Annotated in this window: 12 protein-coding genes; 3 read left to right on the forward strand and 9 right to left on the reverse strand. The window is 57.8% G+C overall.

Features of this window, described 5'->3' with window-relative positions; genetic code table 11:
* The 6 genes from BLU89_RS14170 to hslO all read right to left on the reverse strand — a co-directional run bounded on the left by BLU89_RS14170 (position 1) and on the right by hslO (position 7858).
* Entirely contained in the window at positions 1-1230 is a 1230-nt protein-coding gene (locus BLU89_RS14170; RefSeq protein ID WP_074737492.1) for a class I SAM-dependent RNA methyltransferase, read from the reverse strand.
* 39 nt (positions 1231-1269) lie between these two features.
* On the reverse strand, positions 1270-3102 hold the full coding sequence (locus BLU89_RS14175; protein ID WP_074737493.1) for an ABC transporter ATP-binding protein: 1833 nt from the start codon (positions 3100-3102) through the stop codon (positions 1270-1272).
* On the reverse strand, positions 3099-4937 hold the full coding sequence (locus BLU89_RS14180) for an ABC transporter ATP-binding protein (RefSeq protein WP_074737494.1): 1839 nt from the start codon (positions 4935-4937) through the stop codon (positions 3099-3101). Before BLU89_RS14180 ends, BLU89_RS14175 begins: the two co-directional genes overlap by 4 nt.
* A gap of 194 nt (positions 4938-5131) precedes the next feature.
* Positions 5132-6286: a CCA tRNA nucleotidyltransferase gene (locus BLU89_RS14185; RefSeq protein ID WP_074737495.1), complete on the reverse strand. Its 1155-nt coding sequence runs from the start codon at positions 6284-6286 to the stop codon at positions 5132-5134.
* Positions 6283-6882, reverse strand: coding sequence for a CoA pyrophosphatase (locus tag BLU89_RS14190; protein ID WP_074737496.1), 600 nt, complete (start codon positions 6880-6882; stop codon positions 6283-6285). Before BLU89_RS14190 ends, BLU89_RS14185 begins: the two co-directional genes overlap by 4 nt.
* A complete protein-coding gene (gene hslO / locus BLU89_RS14195; RefSeq protein WP_074737497.1) occupies positions 6872-7858 on the reverse strand; it encodes an Hsp33 family molecular chaperone HslO in 987 nt (328 codons plus the stop codon). Before hslO ends, BLU89_RS14190 begins: the two co-directional genes overlap by 11 nt.
* A 76-nt stretch (positions 7859-7934) precedes the next feature.
* On the opposite strand from hslO, the gene BLU89_RS14200 reads away from it, so the two are divergent.
* Positions 7935-8378, forward strand: a complete 444-nt coding sequence (locus BLU89_RS14200) for an NUDIX hydrolase (protein ID WP_074737498.1) — start codon at positions 7935-7937, stop codon at positions 8376-8378.
* Here BLU89_RS14200 and BLU89_RS14205 read toward each other — a convergent pair.
* The gene (locus BLU89_RS14205) at positions 8375-9649 is read right to left on the reverse strand and encodes a PP2C family protein-serine/threonine phosphatase (RefSeq protein WP_074737499.1); all 1275 of its coding nucleotides are present in this window, start codon (positions 9647-9649) and stop codon (positions 8375-8377) included. The two genes, BLU89_RS14200 and BLU89_RS14205, sit on opposite strands and share 4 nt — an antisense overlap.
* Before the next feature lie 142 nt (positions 9650-9791).
* Here BLU89_RS14205 and BLU89_RS14210 point away from each other — a divergent pair, with 142 nt between their 5' ends.
* Entirely contained in the window at positions 9792-10121 is a 330-nt protein-coding gene (locus BLU89_RS14210) for an Hpt domain-containing protein (RefSeq protein ID WP_074737500.1), read from the forward strand.
* Here the strand turns inward: BLU89_RS14210 and ilvA are convergent.
* Together ilvA and BLU89_RS14220 are read right to left on the reverse strand one after the other, a co-directional pair.
* Complete coding sequence (ilvA, locus tag BLU89_RS14215; RefSeq protein WP_074737501.1) at positions 10118-11344, reverse strand: threonine ammonia-lyase IlvA; 1227 nt, start codon at positions 11342-11344, stop codon at positions 10118-10120. The genes BLU89_RS14210 and ilvA overlap by 4 nt on opposite strands.
* Positions 11345-11402: 58 nt before the next feature.
* The gene (locus tag BLU89_RS14220; protein ID WP_074737502.1) at positions 11403-12170 is read right to left on the reverse strand and encodes a hypothetical protein; all 768 of its coding nucleotides are present in this window, start codon (positions 12168-12170) and stop codon (positions 11403-11405) included.
* A 141-nt stretch (positions 12171-12311) separates the two neighbouring features.
* On the opposite strand from BLU89_RS14220, the gene BLU89_RS14225 reads away from it, so the two are divergent.
* Positions 12312-13538 carry an argininosuccinate synthase gene (locus BLU89_RS14225; RefSeq protein WP_074737503.1) on the forward strand — a complete coding sequence of 409 codons (1227 nt, stop codon included), beginning with the start codon at positions 12312-12314 and terminating at the stop codon, positions 13536-13538.
* Positions 13539-13663: the final 125 nt, after the last annotated feature.

A 13663-nucleotide genomic window follows, 5' to 3' on the forward strand; every position in this document is an offset into this window, starting at 1 on the left:
TCAGGGCTTTGGGTTCAGGGTGAACCGGGCGGCGAGTTCGGTGTGTGACGACCATCGAAATTGGTCAACCACCTGTACCCATTCAAGGGTGTAGCCCGCATTAACCAGAGTTTTTGCATCGCGGGCGAAGGTGACCGGGTTGCACGAGACATAGGCAATCACCGGGCGCCGGGCCTGCGCCAGCTCGGCCACCTGTGCCTCTGCGCCCGCGCGCGGCGGATCGAGCACGACAGCATCGAACTTGCCAAGCTCGTCTAGCATAAGCGGGCGGCGGAACAGATCGCGCGCTTCGGTGGTGACCTGTTTCAAACCCTGCGCCTTACGCCAACCCTGATCCAAAGCTTTGGTCATCTCGACCTCGCCTTCGACCGCATGCACCTCGGCCGTCTGGGCGATTGGCAGAGAAAGAGTACCGCAGCCCGCAAACAGATCGACAACTCGTTTTGCACCCTGCGTTGCCTGGGAAACGGCCTTTAATAGAGCCTGCTCGCCATCTTTTGTGGCCTGCAGGAAAGCTCCGGGTGGAGGGGTGACTTCGGCTGGGCCGAAACACTGAATCGGAGGAGAGCGCATGGCGATCACCTCGTCATCCCAGCTGAGCCTCGCCAGCCCGTGATGTTCGGTCGCCTGCGCCAGTGCGAGCTCTAGCGAACCATCGAGAGGCTTGCCGCCTTTGACGGCCACATCCAAGCCGCCTTCGGACAGGGTGAGGGTGGCGGCCAGCACACCTTTGCGGCTGCCGCCCAGCAGCGCCAAGGCCCCGGCCACCGGAATGGCGTTAATCAGCGCAGGGTGCAGCAGGTGGCAATCGGGGATCTCGGTGATGGTATCCGAGGCGCGACCATGGAATCCGGCCAATGTGCCTTTTTTGGTACGCCGCACGGCGATGGTAGCCCGGCGGCGCGACCGTTCGGGCGACGTATGGATCGGTCGCATCGAAGCCTCAAGCCCCTGTGCGGATAACGCATTGCGCACCACCTCGACCTTCCAGTCGGCAACGAAGTCATCCGCCGCATGCTGTAATTGGCAACCACCGCAAGCCTTGTAGTGACGACACGGGGCTTTGACCCGATGCTCAGAAGGAGAATCAACGCGAATATCACTCAGGAACTGACCCAGTAGGGTGCCGCTGACCACTTCACCCGGTAAGGTTCGAGGGGCATAGATCGGACCATCGGCGATCCCATCGCCCTGATGGCCAAGGCGGGTTATGGTGTAATGCTGCGTCATGGGGGCCTGATACCGGGGGTTTGCGGGCAACAAAACCCCCTATTCGGCCGCTTCCGCCTGAATGAACCCGCCCGATTGGCGATGCCAGAACCGGGCATAGAGCGCTCCCTGCTCCAACAGCGCCTCATGTGTGCCGCTTTCCACGATATGACCCTGATCCAACACGATGATCCGGTCCATCTCGCTCAGCGTTGACAGGCGATGGGCAATCGCCAGCACGGTTTTGCCTTGCATGACCCGGTGCAGCGCGGTTTGGATCGACGCCTCAACCTCGGAATCAAGCGCTGATGTCGCTTCGTCCAACACAAGAATTGGCGCGTCCTTCAAGATGGCGCGGGCCAGGGCGATCCTTTGCCGTTGCCCGCCGCTGAGTTTCACGCCCCGCTCACCCAGATGCGCATCATAACCCTTGCGCCCCTGCGCATCCTCAAGCCCAAGGATGAAATCATGTGCTTCGGCCTTGGTTGCAGCTTCGATCAACTCGGCTTCGGACGCGTCGGGGCGGCCATAAAGGATATTCTCTCGTGCCGAGCGATTGAACATCGCTGTTTCCTGTGTGACCATCCCGATCTGTTGACGCAGACTGTCCTGCGTCACCCCAGAGACATCCTGCCCGTCAATTGATATGACACCATATTCCCCATCATAGAGCCTAAGTAGCAGCGAAACCAAGGTGGACTTTCCTGCACCTGAGGCCCCAACGATGCCCAACTTCTCACCCGGTTTTGCGGTGAAATGGAGGTCAGATACGCCACCCACATCGCGGCCATAGGCAAAGCTGACATGATCAAAGACGATCCCACCTTCTGAGACCACAAGCGGGGTTGCGTTTGGTTCATCTTCCACCCGGTCGCGCTTGGTCAGGGTATGCATCCCGTTTTCGATCTCACCGACATTGGCGTAAAGACCCATCAGCGTGAAACTGACCCACCCGGTCATCTGAGAAATACGGATCGCAACGGCCCCGGCCGCTACAATATCGCCGGCAGTCGCACCGCCCGCCCGCCAAAGCCACAGCGTTGTACCGATCAGCAGAACAGGCAAAATCCCGGCCAGCGCCATCAGGATGAACCGGAAACTGGCCGATAGCTTCCCGAACTCAAGCGACTGCTCGCGCAGATCGACCATCGCGTTGCGCGCGGCATGATCTTCGAATTCGGAATGGGCAAACAGCTTGACGGTCTTAATATTGGTGATCGTATCGACCACTTGCCCCGACACCATTGCCCGCGCTCCGGCCCGTGCGGCAGAGCGAACTCTGATGCGTGGCAGATACCAGCGAACAAGAAGAAAATAGACGACGAGCCAGGCAACAAATGGGACCACTACAAATGGATGAATAGACCCTAACAAAAGCAAAGACCCCGCAAGTGAGGCCAATGCGAAGACAATCGCACTGATCGTCTCAGACACCACTTGCGTCATCGCATTCGAGGTTTGCATCTGTTTCTGCGCGATCCGCCCAGCGAAATCATCATCGAAATAGGTCACCGATTGACCCAGTGTCCACCGGTTCAGTTTGGCCAGCACCAGTGGTGTGATGTTGGGCATGACGATATAGTTGTTTGCCACAGACGACAGGCCAAACAACGCGGGCCGCAGCAGCATGAAGAATGCCATGGCGCCCAGAATGATCGTGAGATTACCTCCGGTCAAAAACGCTTCGGGCCCGCTGGCGGTAGTCAGATCTATGACGCGGCCCAGAACCCAGGCGGTACCGGCCTCCATCGCACCTGCTGTCGCCGAAAACGCGGCCGCGATGAATAGCATGGGCCAGGCGCCAGACAAGCTCCAGCGGATGAACGCCCCCAGCGTTTGCGGCGGGGGCGTTTCGATGTCTTTGAACGGTTGGATGAGGTCGGCAATCCTCATTCAGCGGCCTCCGGGTTCAGGAAGCCCCCAGATTGCCGCGCCCAGAACTGGGCGTAAAGCCCGCCTTGCGCCAACAGATCGGAATGGCCGCCCTGTTCGACGATCCGGCCGCGATCCATCACCAGAATGCGGTCCATCTGCGCAATCGTGCTGAGTCGGTGCGCAATTGCGATCACGGTCTTGCCTTGCATCATGCCGTAGAGTGTTTCCTGAATCGACGCTTCGACTTCGGAATCTAGGGCGGATGTCGCTTCGTCCAGCAGCAAAACCGGTGCATCTTTCAGGATCACCCGCGCCAGCGTCACTCGCTGCCGCTGACCACCAGACAGTTTCACGCCCCGCTCACCCACATGCGCATCATAGCCAGTGCGTCCTTCCGGGTCCTGCAGGTCGAGGATAAACTCATGCGCCTCAGCCTGTTTTGCAGCGGCGATCATCTGTTCCTCGGTCGCATCAGGACGACCGTACAAAAGGTTGTCTCGTACCGAACGATGCAGCAAAGCACTGTCTTGCTGGACCATTCCGATATGGCTGCGCAGACTGTCCTGCGTGACGCCCGAGATGTCCTGACCATCAATAAGGATCGCCCCCCGTTCGACGTCATAGAACCGCAAAAGTAGCTTTACCAGGGTCGATTTACCGGCGCCGGAACGCCCGATCAGCCCGATCTTTTCACCCGGTTTGATCGTCAGGTTGAGGTGATCCAGACCACCGGTTTCACGGCCATAGTGATGCGACAGGTCGCGAATTTCGATTTGGCCGTCACCCAGACGCAAAGATTGCGCATCCGGTTCATCCAACAAATCGATGGGCTGTGCGATGGTCTGCATACCTTCCGCAACAATACCCAGTTCGCGGAAAAAACTGGTCAGCGCCCACATGATCCATCCAGTCATCGCATTCAGCCGCAGCGTCAGTGCTGTCGCCGCAGCGACCACGCCAACCGAAGCACTACCTTGTGTCCAAAGCAATATCGCCCAGCCGACAACACCCACGATCAGCACACCGTTCAACGCAACAAGAACTGCATCCATGATGGTAAAAATCCGCATCTCGATCTGGAAGGTGCGGCGAGTTTCTGAAATTGCCTCGCGCGCATAGTCCAGCTCTTGGGTGTCATGGGCAAACATCTTGACTGAATGGATGTTGGTATAGCTGTCCACCACCCGGCCCGTCACGGTTGAACGCGCATCCGACGCCGCCTGTGACGCGGGCCCGACCCGTTTGACGGTCCAGCGCACGAGTGCTCCGTAAAACACCAGCCAGAACAGCAGTGGCAGTAACAGGCGCGGATCAGCCGCCATCAGCAAAATTGCCGCACCGATCATGTACGCAATTGAGAACGAAATCGCATCAAAGACCTGAAACACCACTTCGCCCGCGGCGGGCGGAGTCTGAACAATACGGCTTGCAATACGGCCGGCAAAGTCATTCTCGAACCAGCCAACCGATTGACGCAACACATGTTTATGCGCCCGCCAGCGGATCAACGTGCCAAAGTTCGGCAGAATGGTGTTGTTGAGCAATAGCACGTCAAAAAGCTGCAGGATCGGGCGAATGAACAGGATCAGCGCTGCGACCACCATCAACTCGGTCCCATGCACCTGCCAGAACTCGGCAGGCGGGCTTCCCAGCAAATCCACGACGCGGCCCATATAGAAGATCAGCCCGACCTCGACAGCCGCGACGATCACGGACATCAGCGCAGCCCAGGCAAAAATGCGCATGAAGGGCTGCGAATAGCCAAGCATGAAAGGCCATAACCGCGTGGGCGGTGTGTCTACCTGTTCATAGGCAACAAAAGGGTCAACAAGGTTTTCAAAGTAGCGAAACATGGAGAGTGCTCCGATTGAGCAGTAAATAGGTCATGCGAAGAAAGATGGCGCCAGAACACCACCCCTACGGGTCAAAGTGTTCCGGGTTTTAGCCGAACCAGATCCCGTAATACATTCGCATTCCTCCCTCCATTTGAGTCAGGCGCACCCTGCCAAAACAAATCGGGTTTGTCATCCCCTTTTGAGACTTCAGCTTATTCGGCCAGCAATTCTTCGCGGTTGAGCGTGAAATCCGAAGCGATCCAGCGCGCCTCCAGCTCGGCCAGTTTTGCGCCAAGCGCAGGGCCTGAGAATGTGGGAATCAAATCCGTCGCCTTAATCGGAAAACTGGCTGCGGCCCCGTGATCAAGGGCGTCGGACAGATCGCCCGACCAAGGTTGCTCCAGAAACGCGCCGCGCAAAAGTGTCTCGTGCAGCCCGCCTTCGGCGCCATAGCGATAGCCAAGCTCAGCCACACTGATTGATGCCATCGCTTCGTCGCGCATCCGGGTCAGTCGCTGCAGTTGCGCCCGGCTAAGGCGTAGGGTTTTGGCGACGTCAACGGGCGCAATCGCGGCCAGGCGGCGAATCGAATCGGGTCTGGCCCCGGCGTCCTGTTCCAGTTTCACCAGTATCGCCAGCGCCGTATCGTCAACCCCCGGTAGCAATCGGGTCAATACACCCGAACTGCGCATCGCCGCCACTGAAGGCGCAGGGTCCGGGGCGGCCAGCAGCTTTAGCATCTCGGCCCCAACACGTTCGCGGGATAACTGTTCCAGACCATCGAGATTGGCGGCAATTGCCGCCAGCGCGTCTGCGTCAAACCCGGCCTCAGTATCACCATACCACGCGTGAAACCGGAAATAGCGCAGTGAGCGCAGATAGTCTTCGCGGATACGATCGCGCGCCTCACCGATAAATCGGACCCGCCGTGCCTGCAGATCGGGTAAGCCGTCCAGCGGATCAAGGATCGTGCCATCGGGCCGGGCATAGAGCGCGTTCATGGTAAAGTCGCGGCGCGCGGCATCCTCTTCAACCTTGTCGGAAAAGGCCACGACGGCGCGCCGACCATCCGTTTCGACATCTCGGCGAAACGTCGTCACTTCGTGCGGGATACCCTTGCTGACAACCGTCACAGTGCCATGTTCGATCCCTGTAGGTATCGGTTTCAGCCCCGCCTTTTGCGACAATTCCAAAACCCGCTCAGGCCTTGCGTCCGTTGCTATGTCGATGTCCGAGACCGGGGCCTGCAACAGCGCATTGCGCACACAGCCGCCAACAAAAAGCGCCTGCGCCCCGCCGCCGGTCAAGGCAGCGCACACATTCTGAGTGGCTTGTTCAGTTATCCAGTCTTCCGTGATCCGCTTCATTCACTCATCCGCGCCGCTAAACCCCGCAGCATCCGTGCCGTCGCCCCCCAAATGTAATAAGGGCCATAGGGCACAGCGTAATAATGCCGTCTTTGTCCACGCCAACGGCGCGACTCGACGACATAATTCTCTGGGTTCAGGACATGCGCAAGCGGAACCGTGAAGACCTCATCCACTTCGCCGGGTTCGGCGATGGGTTCAAAGCTGGAATCAAGGATCGCAACAACGGGCGTGACCGAAAAGGACGTCACCGTTTCATGGATGGGCAGGTGACCCAGAACACGCGGCATTTCGGGTGGAAGGCCGATCTCTTCCCGCGCTTCACGCAAGGCCGTCGCAGTGACATCGGCGTCGCCTTCATCCTGTTTGCCGCCGGGAAAAGCGATCTGGCCCGGATGGTGTTTCAATGCCGAAGAGCGTTTGGTCAGGATCAACCGCGGCGTGTCTGCGACGACAGAAACAGGCACTAACACACCGGCGGGGCGCAATTTGCGCCCCTCGGGCAGCACCGTCTCCGGGTTCAGGTCAAAGTCACTGGACCCGGCACCATCGCGCTCTAGTGCTACCGTCAGCTTTGAGATTAGATCACGCGCCATCCGAACTTTCGGCCTCGAACCCAACGGTCGTTGGGTCCAGCACGTAATGCGCACCGCAAAACTGACAGTCGGCGGTGACGGTGCCTTCGTCCGTGGTCATTGTCGCAATATCCTGAGCCGAATAGATCGACAGGCTTTGACGCACGCGATCCTCGGAACAGGTACAGCCAAACTGCACCTGTTGCGCGTCATAGACGCGGGGCTGCTCCTCGTGAAACAGGCGCACCAGCAGATCGGTCGGAGCAACCACCGGTCCGATCAATTCCAGATCATCCACCGTGTCGAGCAGGATGTTGACGCGATTCCAGTTCTCACCTTCTTCGCCATCCACCAGATCTGAGGCCGTCAGAATTTCTCCGCTGCCTTCTCCTGAGGCGGCAAAGGGCGAGGCTTTGGGCATATGCTGCAACATGATTCCGCCCGCGCGCCAATGTTCACCAACACCGGGCTCGGTCGACTTTCCAAAGCTGAGCGAAAACCGCGTCGGCAACTGTTCGGACTGCGCAAAGTAAGCCTCGGCACAGGCGCTCAGCGATCCTCCGGCCAACGGGGTGATGCCCTGATAGGGCTGCGTGCCTTCGCCCTGGTCAATCATGATGGCAAAGTACCCCTCACCCACCTGATCGAATGGCGCGGCTTCAGTCAGCCGGTCGCGGTCAAAACTGGCGTAAGCCCGGATTTTTGCAGTTTCGCCTTCCTTCTGCGGAGCATAATAGTCGGTTGCGATCATCCGCACCGCGCCCTTGGACTGTACCTGCAAGGACAGCTTCCAGCGCAGGGATACTGTCTGGCCGATCAATGCGGTCAACAAGGCCATCTCAGCCACCAGCGCTTCGACCACTTCAGGGTAGTCGTGCTGTTTCAGGATGCCATCCAACACGCCGTCCAGCCGCGCCACGCGGCCACGCATGTCCGGTACATCGAGTTGAAAGGGCAGGACCGTGTCGTCCCACGCGATTTTGGTTCCAATAGACATGGGGTTTCCTTAAACGCCACAGGTTGGCATACCGCCACCATATAGGTTGAACAGTTTGGGTTGAAAGGGGCCTTACATGATCAGACGCTTCGGCGAAAGCCCCGAGACCGGTCGTAAATATACACGGCGCGTCGGCGCGTATGCTCTACTGCCTCAGGGTAATCGTCTGCTGTTGACCTGCCAGTTAGATCCCGGACCGGATCTGCAGCTGCCAGGCGGCGGTATCGACCCCGGGGAATCACCCATCACGGCGCTTCACCGTGAGGTTTACGAAGAAACCGGTTGGCTGATTGCTGCGCCCCGTCGTGTTGGTGCGTTCCGCAGATATACCTACATGCCGGAATACGACTTATGGGCCGAGAAAGTCTGCCTGATCTATCGTGCCCGCCCTGTCCGCCGCATGGGGCCCCCAACCGAAGCCGTTCACGAGGCCATGTGGATGGAAATTGCTGACGCTGTACATCTGCTCGGCAACGAGGGCGATGCCCATTTCGCCCAGCGCCACCTGCAAGGGCTTTAGGGTCCGTTATATTCAAAGAACACCGCCGATACGTCATCCGTCATGCCGCTGTCCGGCGACATCACCTGACTGAGGCGCCAGAACAGGTCATCCAGAAACTCCGGCCCGCCATGGTCCTCAGCACATTCAATCGCCATCGCCATGAGCCCGTCATCGTCCAGCAATCCGCCATCGGCAAGTGGGCATTCGGTAAATCCGTCCGAATGCAACAGCAGCTTGTCGCCCGGCTGCAAATAGGTTTCCGTCTGCTGAAACTGCGCATCGGGCAGAAGACCAATTGGCAGCCCGCCTTCACCCAGAAACTCGGTTTGGCCATCATGGCGCAGAAGCAATGGGTGCGGATGTCCGGCCTGGACCATTTTCAGATGTCCATTGCGCAGATCAATGATGGCGTAGGCCATGGTAAAATACTCTTCGATCCCGGTGTCAGCCATCAGGCGAGAGTTCAGCAGCGCTGCAACCTCTTCGGGTGGCAAAAGAGCGAAGAACTTATTGAACCTGCGCTCCATCGCGATGTTCTGATCGAAATGCGTGCTGGACAGATACCCGCCCAGACGGGCAGTCATCATCGCCGAGGTGATCCCGTGACCCGAGACATCAATGCTGTAGAACCCCAGCCGGTTAACGCCAGGTGAGAACATCCCCACCAGATCGCCGCCGATATGCCCGCAAGGTTTCAGCAACAGGCTGACCTGTGATTTCCCGAAGGTCCGCTTCAGCTCAGGCACCAGCGATTCCTGAATTTTGCGCGCCTGCATCAGATCCTTGTCGATCGCTTCATGGGCTAACTTCAGCTCGTTCAGCGCCGTTTCGATCATCTGGTTTTTCCGCGACAGCTCACGCTGCATGTCCAAAATTCGCGCACCGGCAGATATGCGCGCGCGCAGCTCATCCGCTTCCAGCGGTTTGATCAGAAAATCATCCGCCCCGGCGTCCAGGCCACGCGCAACCTCCTGCTTTTCGCTCTTTGATGTCAGCAGGATGAAATAGCTGTATTGCTCACCCCCCAGATTTCGGAAGGCGTGACAGAACTCAAGCCCGCCCATGCCGGGCATGACCCAGTCACTGAGCACCAGATCGGGCGGATCGGTCACGCAAAGCTCAATCGCCGCCTCACCGCTGTCGGCCTCAAGAACTTCAAAACCCCACTTTTTCAGCGAGGCTACCAGGATGCGCCGCTGCAGACGGCTATCGTCCACAACAAGAACCTTGCGGATCGCGCCAAAATCCAGCTCGACCCGGGCCTCTGCTTGACTGGCTTCCGGCACCATGAAATCCCTGTATCTGATCGACACTCCAGTTGCCGTGACGCTACGTGCGTCTGCTTAACATCCCGTGAAAGCCCACGCGGTCCGGGTTTAACGCCGTGTTTACCCCCAGCAAGGTACCAATGTGCAACTACTAGGGGGTTGCATGATTCAGTGGACCAGGGTCAGACAGTTGCGTGATGAGGTCGGCGCCGATGAATTCGACGAAGTGGTCGATATCTTTCTGGAGGAGGTTCAGGAAGTCATCACCAGACTGCGCAATGACACTGCCCTCACCGAGATCGAGCAGAACCTGCATTTCCTTAAGGGCAGCGCGCTGAGCCTCGGCTTCGACAGCTTTTCGAAACTGTGTCAGGATGGCGAACGCCGTGCGGCCTCGGGTGAAAGCGGCGCCGTCGATCTGGATTCGATTTTCTCAGCTTATGACGAATCGAAAGCACTGTTTCAGGCCGGCTTGGCTGAAAACCTGCGCTAGATCACAAACTGCGCCAACGTCTCATCTTCGGTGATGTCGGTATAGGTGAACCCAGCCTCGTCCAGATGCGCAAACAAGCGCATGAAATTCTCGGGCTTGCGGGTTTCGATCCCGATCAGGACTGAACCGAAATTGCGCGCTGATTTCTTCATGTATTCGAACCTGGCGATATCATCCTCGGGGCCGAGTATGCCCAGAAACTCTTTCAGTGCACCGGGGCGCTGCGGCAGGCGCAGGATGAAGTATTTCTTGACGCCGGAATAGCGCTGCGCGCGCTCTTTGACTTCGGGTAAACGCTCAAAATCGAAATTCCCGCCCGAAGTGACGCAGACCACAGTCTTGCCACGCACAAAGCTTTGCACGTCACCTACTGCCTCAACCGCCAATGCGCCGGCCGGTTCAAGAACGATGCCCTCGACATTCAGCATCTCGATCATGGTGACGCAGATGCGGTCTTCGGACAATGTAAGCACGTCCGACAGATGCCGCGATTTCAACAACTCGAACGGTTTCTCGCCGATCCGGCCCACCGCCGCCCCATCCACAAATGTATCGACATGATCCAGCGCCACCGGATGCCCCGCCGCCAGCGCTGCGCGCAAACACGCCCCGCCTGCTGGTTCCACGAACAGGCAATGCGAGCGGCCCCCGAACCAAGTCGCCACACCCGAAGACATGCCGCCGCCGCCAACCGGCAAAACAACATGATCCGGTACGCGGCCCAGTTGCTCTTCAATCTCAACCGCCAGCGAGGCTTGGCCCTCGATCACGTCATCGTCGTCGAACGGGGACAGGAAATGCCCGCCCTGTTCAGCACACCAGCTTTGCGCCGCGGCCAGAGTGTCATCGAAATAGTCTCCGGTCAGGTGAATCTCGATATTGTCGCCGCCGAAGATGCGGGTTTTCTGGATCTTCTGCTGCGGGGTTGTCACCGGCATGAAGATCACGCCCCGCACACCCAGATGCTTGCACATATAAGCCACGCCCTGCGCATGATTGCCCGCGCTGGCGCAGACGAACAGCTCTTGCCCCTGTTGCTTGCGCATGGCGTTGAACGCGCCCCTGATCTTGTAGGATCGCACCGGGCTGAGGTCTTCACGCTTGAGCCAGATATCTGCCCCATAGCGCTCAGACAGATGGGCATTCCGCTGCAACGGGGTTGCCGGGAAAACAGAGCGCATCGCCTGTTCGGCGGCACGGGCACGGGTCATGAAATCACTCATGCCGGCTTCCCTGCCCCATCATCGCTGAAAGGGCAAGGAATACATATGTGTACGTAGCTTAAGTTAGCGCGCGCTTCTCAACGAAGACGCCATACATTGTGGTAAAGATGCTGACACTGATCATCGGCAAAACAAGCGTGCCGAAGAACACAGTCAGCAAGACTCCCAATACTGGTATGATTGCCAGCATTGTGAACACCAGCTGCACCAGAACCTGGAACAGAAATGCCACGACTAGTAGCAGCAGAATTGATCCACCAACACCGGTTGTGTTGTTCCAAGCTTCACTGAGCGAGATAGGATTTCCTATCGCTGCCGCCGGCAAGATAATTGACAGGCGGTAAAAGCATATGACCAGAAAAATAGTGTAGATAATCATCAGAATAACCGAGACCCCTGCGAGACCCTCACCCAATACAGCAAAGACCAAAACCATCGGAATATACGCGATCATCATCAAAATCCCCAGCATAAGAATACGCCCGAAATAAGCGAGGATCCTGTCAAACCGGAATGTCGGAAGAATTCCTGTGGGATACTCCTCTAACAGGATGAAGCGGTGCCACGACACTGCAATCCAGAACATCGTGATGAATATCACCACCAGCAAAACGCATACAAAGATAAAGAATGAGCCCGCGGACACACCCGGTGGTAACCCCTCTACGCTTTCATCAAACGCCTCAAGCGGAATACCAAGTGCCAAAACCAGACCCACGATGACCACTGTCGCTATCAGTGCGGGGCCAACGGTAATCTGCAGGACTTGCTTCAGGTTTCCAAACACCATCCGCACCGAATGCACAAAAATCTGCCATCCCAACATCGTAAAACCGCCCTCTCAACCAATCCTTGTTCTCTATCCGTCCGTTTCACCTCAATTCCTGCCCTGCGTCAATCCTCACAACTTGCCCCCGCGTCCAAAACCCGCTAGGGGCCAATCGTCTTACGAATAAGGGGAAGTCAGATGTCCGCGCCCAAGAAAGTTGTTCTGGCCTATTCCGGTGGCCTTGATACCTCGATCATCCTGAAATGGCTGCAGACCGAGTATGGGTGTGAGGTCGTGACCTTCACCGCCGATCTGGGTCAGGGCGAAGAGCTTGAGCCCGCCCGCAAGAAGGCCGAGCTGCTGGGGATCAAGCCTGAAAACATCTATATCGAGGATATCCGCGAGGAATTCGTCCGCGATTTCGTTTTCCCTATGTTCCGCGCCAATGCGGTCTATGAGGGGCTGTATCTGCTGGGTACATCGATCGCCCGCCCGCTGATCTCGAAGCGTTTGGTTGAGATTGCCGAAGCGACCGGTGCTGATGCTGTCGCCCATGGCGCAACCGGCAAGGGCAACGATCAGGTGCGGTTCGAACTGGCGGCTTACGCGCTGAACCCCGATATCAAGGTGATTGCCCCCTGGCGCGAGTGGGATCTGACCAGCCGAACCCGCCTGTTGGAGTTCGCCGAAACGAACCAGATCCCAATTGCCAAGGACAAGCGCGGCGAGGCGCCTTTCTCGGTCGATGCCAACCTGCTGCACACCTCATCCGAGGGCAAGGTTCTGGAAGACCCCGCCGATATGGCACCCGATTACGTGTACCAGCGCACCGTCCACCCCGAAGACGCGCCAAATGAGCCTGAATTTATCGAAATCGGCTTTGAAAAAGGCGACGCGGTCAGCATCAATGGCGAGGCGATGAGCCCCGCAACCATCCTGACCAAGCTGAACGAATATGGCGGCAAGCATGGCATTGGCCGCCTCGATCTGGTCGAAGGCCGGTTTGTTGGTATGAAATCGCGCGGCATCTATGAGACGCCCGGTGGAACAATCCTGCTGGAAGCGCACCGTGGTATCGAATCCATCACCATGGACCGGGGCGCGATGCACCTGAAAGACCAATTGATGCCGCAATATGCCGAGCTGATCTATAACGGTTTCTGGTACTCGCCCGAACGGGAAATGCTGCAAGCTGCCATCGACAAATCTCAGGAACATGTCACCGGTACCGTGCGCGTGAAATTGTACAAAGGTCTGGCTTCGACCGTGGGCCGCTGGTCGGATCACTCGCTGTACTCTGAGGCACATGTGACCTTCGAGGAAGACGCTGGCGCGTACGACCAGAAGGATGCGGCGGGCTTTATCCAGTTGAACGCGCTGCGCCTGAAACTGTTGGCCGCACGCGACAAACGGCTGAGCAAATAAGCGCACCAAAAAGTTGTATTACACAACGTATTAAGCAACTTTGCCGCAGAAATGCCAATTTGATCGCTGATAATGAGCGGGCTGATCCATTTGACGGATCAGCCCGTTTTTCACTCTGATTGAGG

Source organism: Ruegeria halocynthiae (assembly GCF_900106805.1).
Lineage (GTDB): Bacteria > Pseudomonadota > Alphaproteobacteria > Rhodobacterales > Rhodobacteraceae > Ruegeria > Ruegeria halocynthiae.

What these genes read in the sequence shown, in the direction of transcription:
- BLU89_RS14170 (WP_074737492.1), bottom strand. Translation starts at nt 1,230, where the DNA reads ATGACGCAGCATTACACCATAACCCGCCTTGGCCATCAGGGCGATGGG.
- BLU89_RS14175 (WP_074737493.1), bottom strand. Translation starts at nt 3,102, where the DNA reads ATGAGGATTGCCGACCTCATCCAACCGTTCAAAGACATCGAAACGCCC.
- BLU89_RS14180 (WP_074737494.1), bottom strand. Translation starts at nt 4,937, where the DNA reads ATGTTTCGCTACTTTGAAAACCTTGTTGACCCTTTTGTTGCCTATGAA.
- BLU89_RS14185 (WP_074737495.1), bottom strand. Translation starts at nt 6,286, where the DNA reads ATGAAGCGGATCACGGAAGACTGGATAACTGAACAAGCCACTCAGAAT.
- BLU89_RS14190 (WP_074737496.1), bottom strand. Translation starts at nt 6,882, where the DNA reads ATGGCGCGTGATCTAATCTCAAAGCTGACGGTAGCACTAGAGCGCGAT.
- hslO (WP_074737497.1), bottom strand. Translation starts at nt 7,858, where the DNA reads ATGTCTATTGGAACCAAAATCGCGTGGGACGACACGGTCCTGCCCTTT.
- BLU89_RS14200 (WP_074737498.1), top strand. Translation starts at nt 7,935, where the DNA reads ATGATCAGACGCTTCGGCGAAAGCCCCGAGACCGGTCGTAAATATACA.
- BLU89_RS14205 (WP_074737499.1), bottom strand. Translation starts at nt 9,649, where the DNA reads ATGGTGCCGGAAGCCAGTCAAGCAGAGGCCCGGGTCGAGCTGGATTTT.
- BLU89_RS14210 (WP_074737500.1), top strand. Translation starts at nt 9,792, where the DNA reads ATGATTCAGTGGACCAGGGTCAGACAGTTGCGTGATGAGGTCGGCGCC.
- ilvA (WP_074737501.1), bottom strand. Translation starts at nt 11,344, where the DNA reads ATGAGTGATTTCATGACCCGTGCCCGTGCCGCCGAACAGGCGATGCGC.
- BLU89_RS14220 (WP_074737502.1), bottom strand. Translation starts at nt 12,170, where the DNA reads ATGTTGGGATGGCAGATTTTTGTGCATTCGGTGCGGATGGTGTTTGGA.
- BLU89_RS14225 (WP_074737503.1), top strand. Translation starts at nt 12,312, where the DNA reads ATGTCCGCGCCCAAGAAAGTTGTTCTGGCCTATTCCGGTGGCCTTGAT.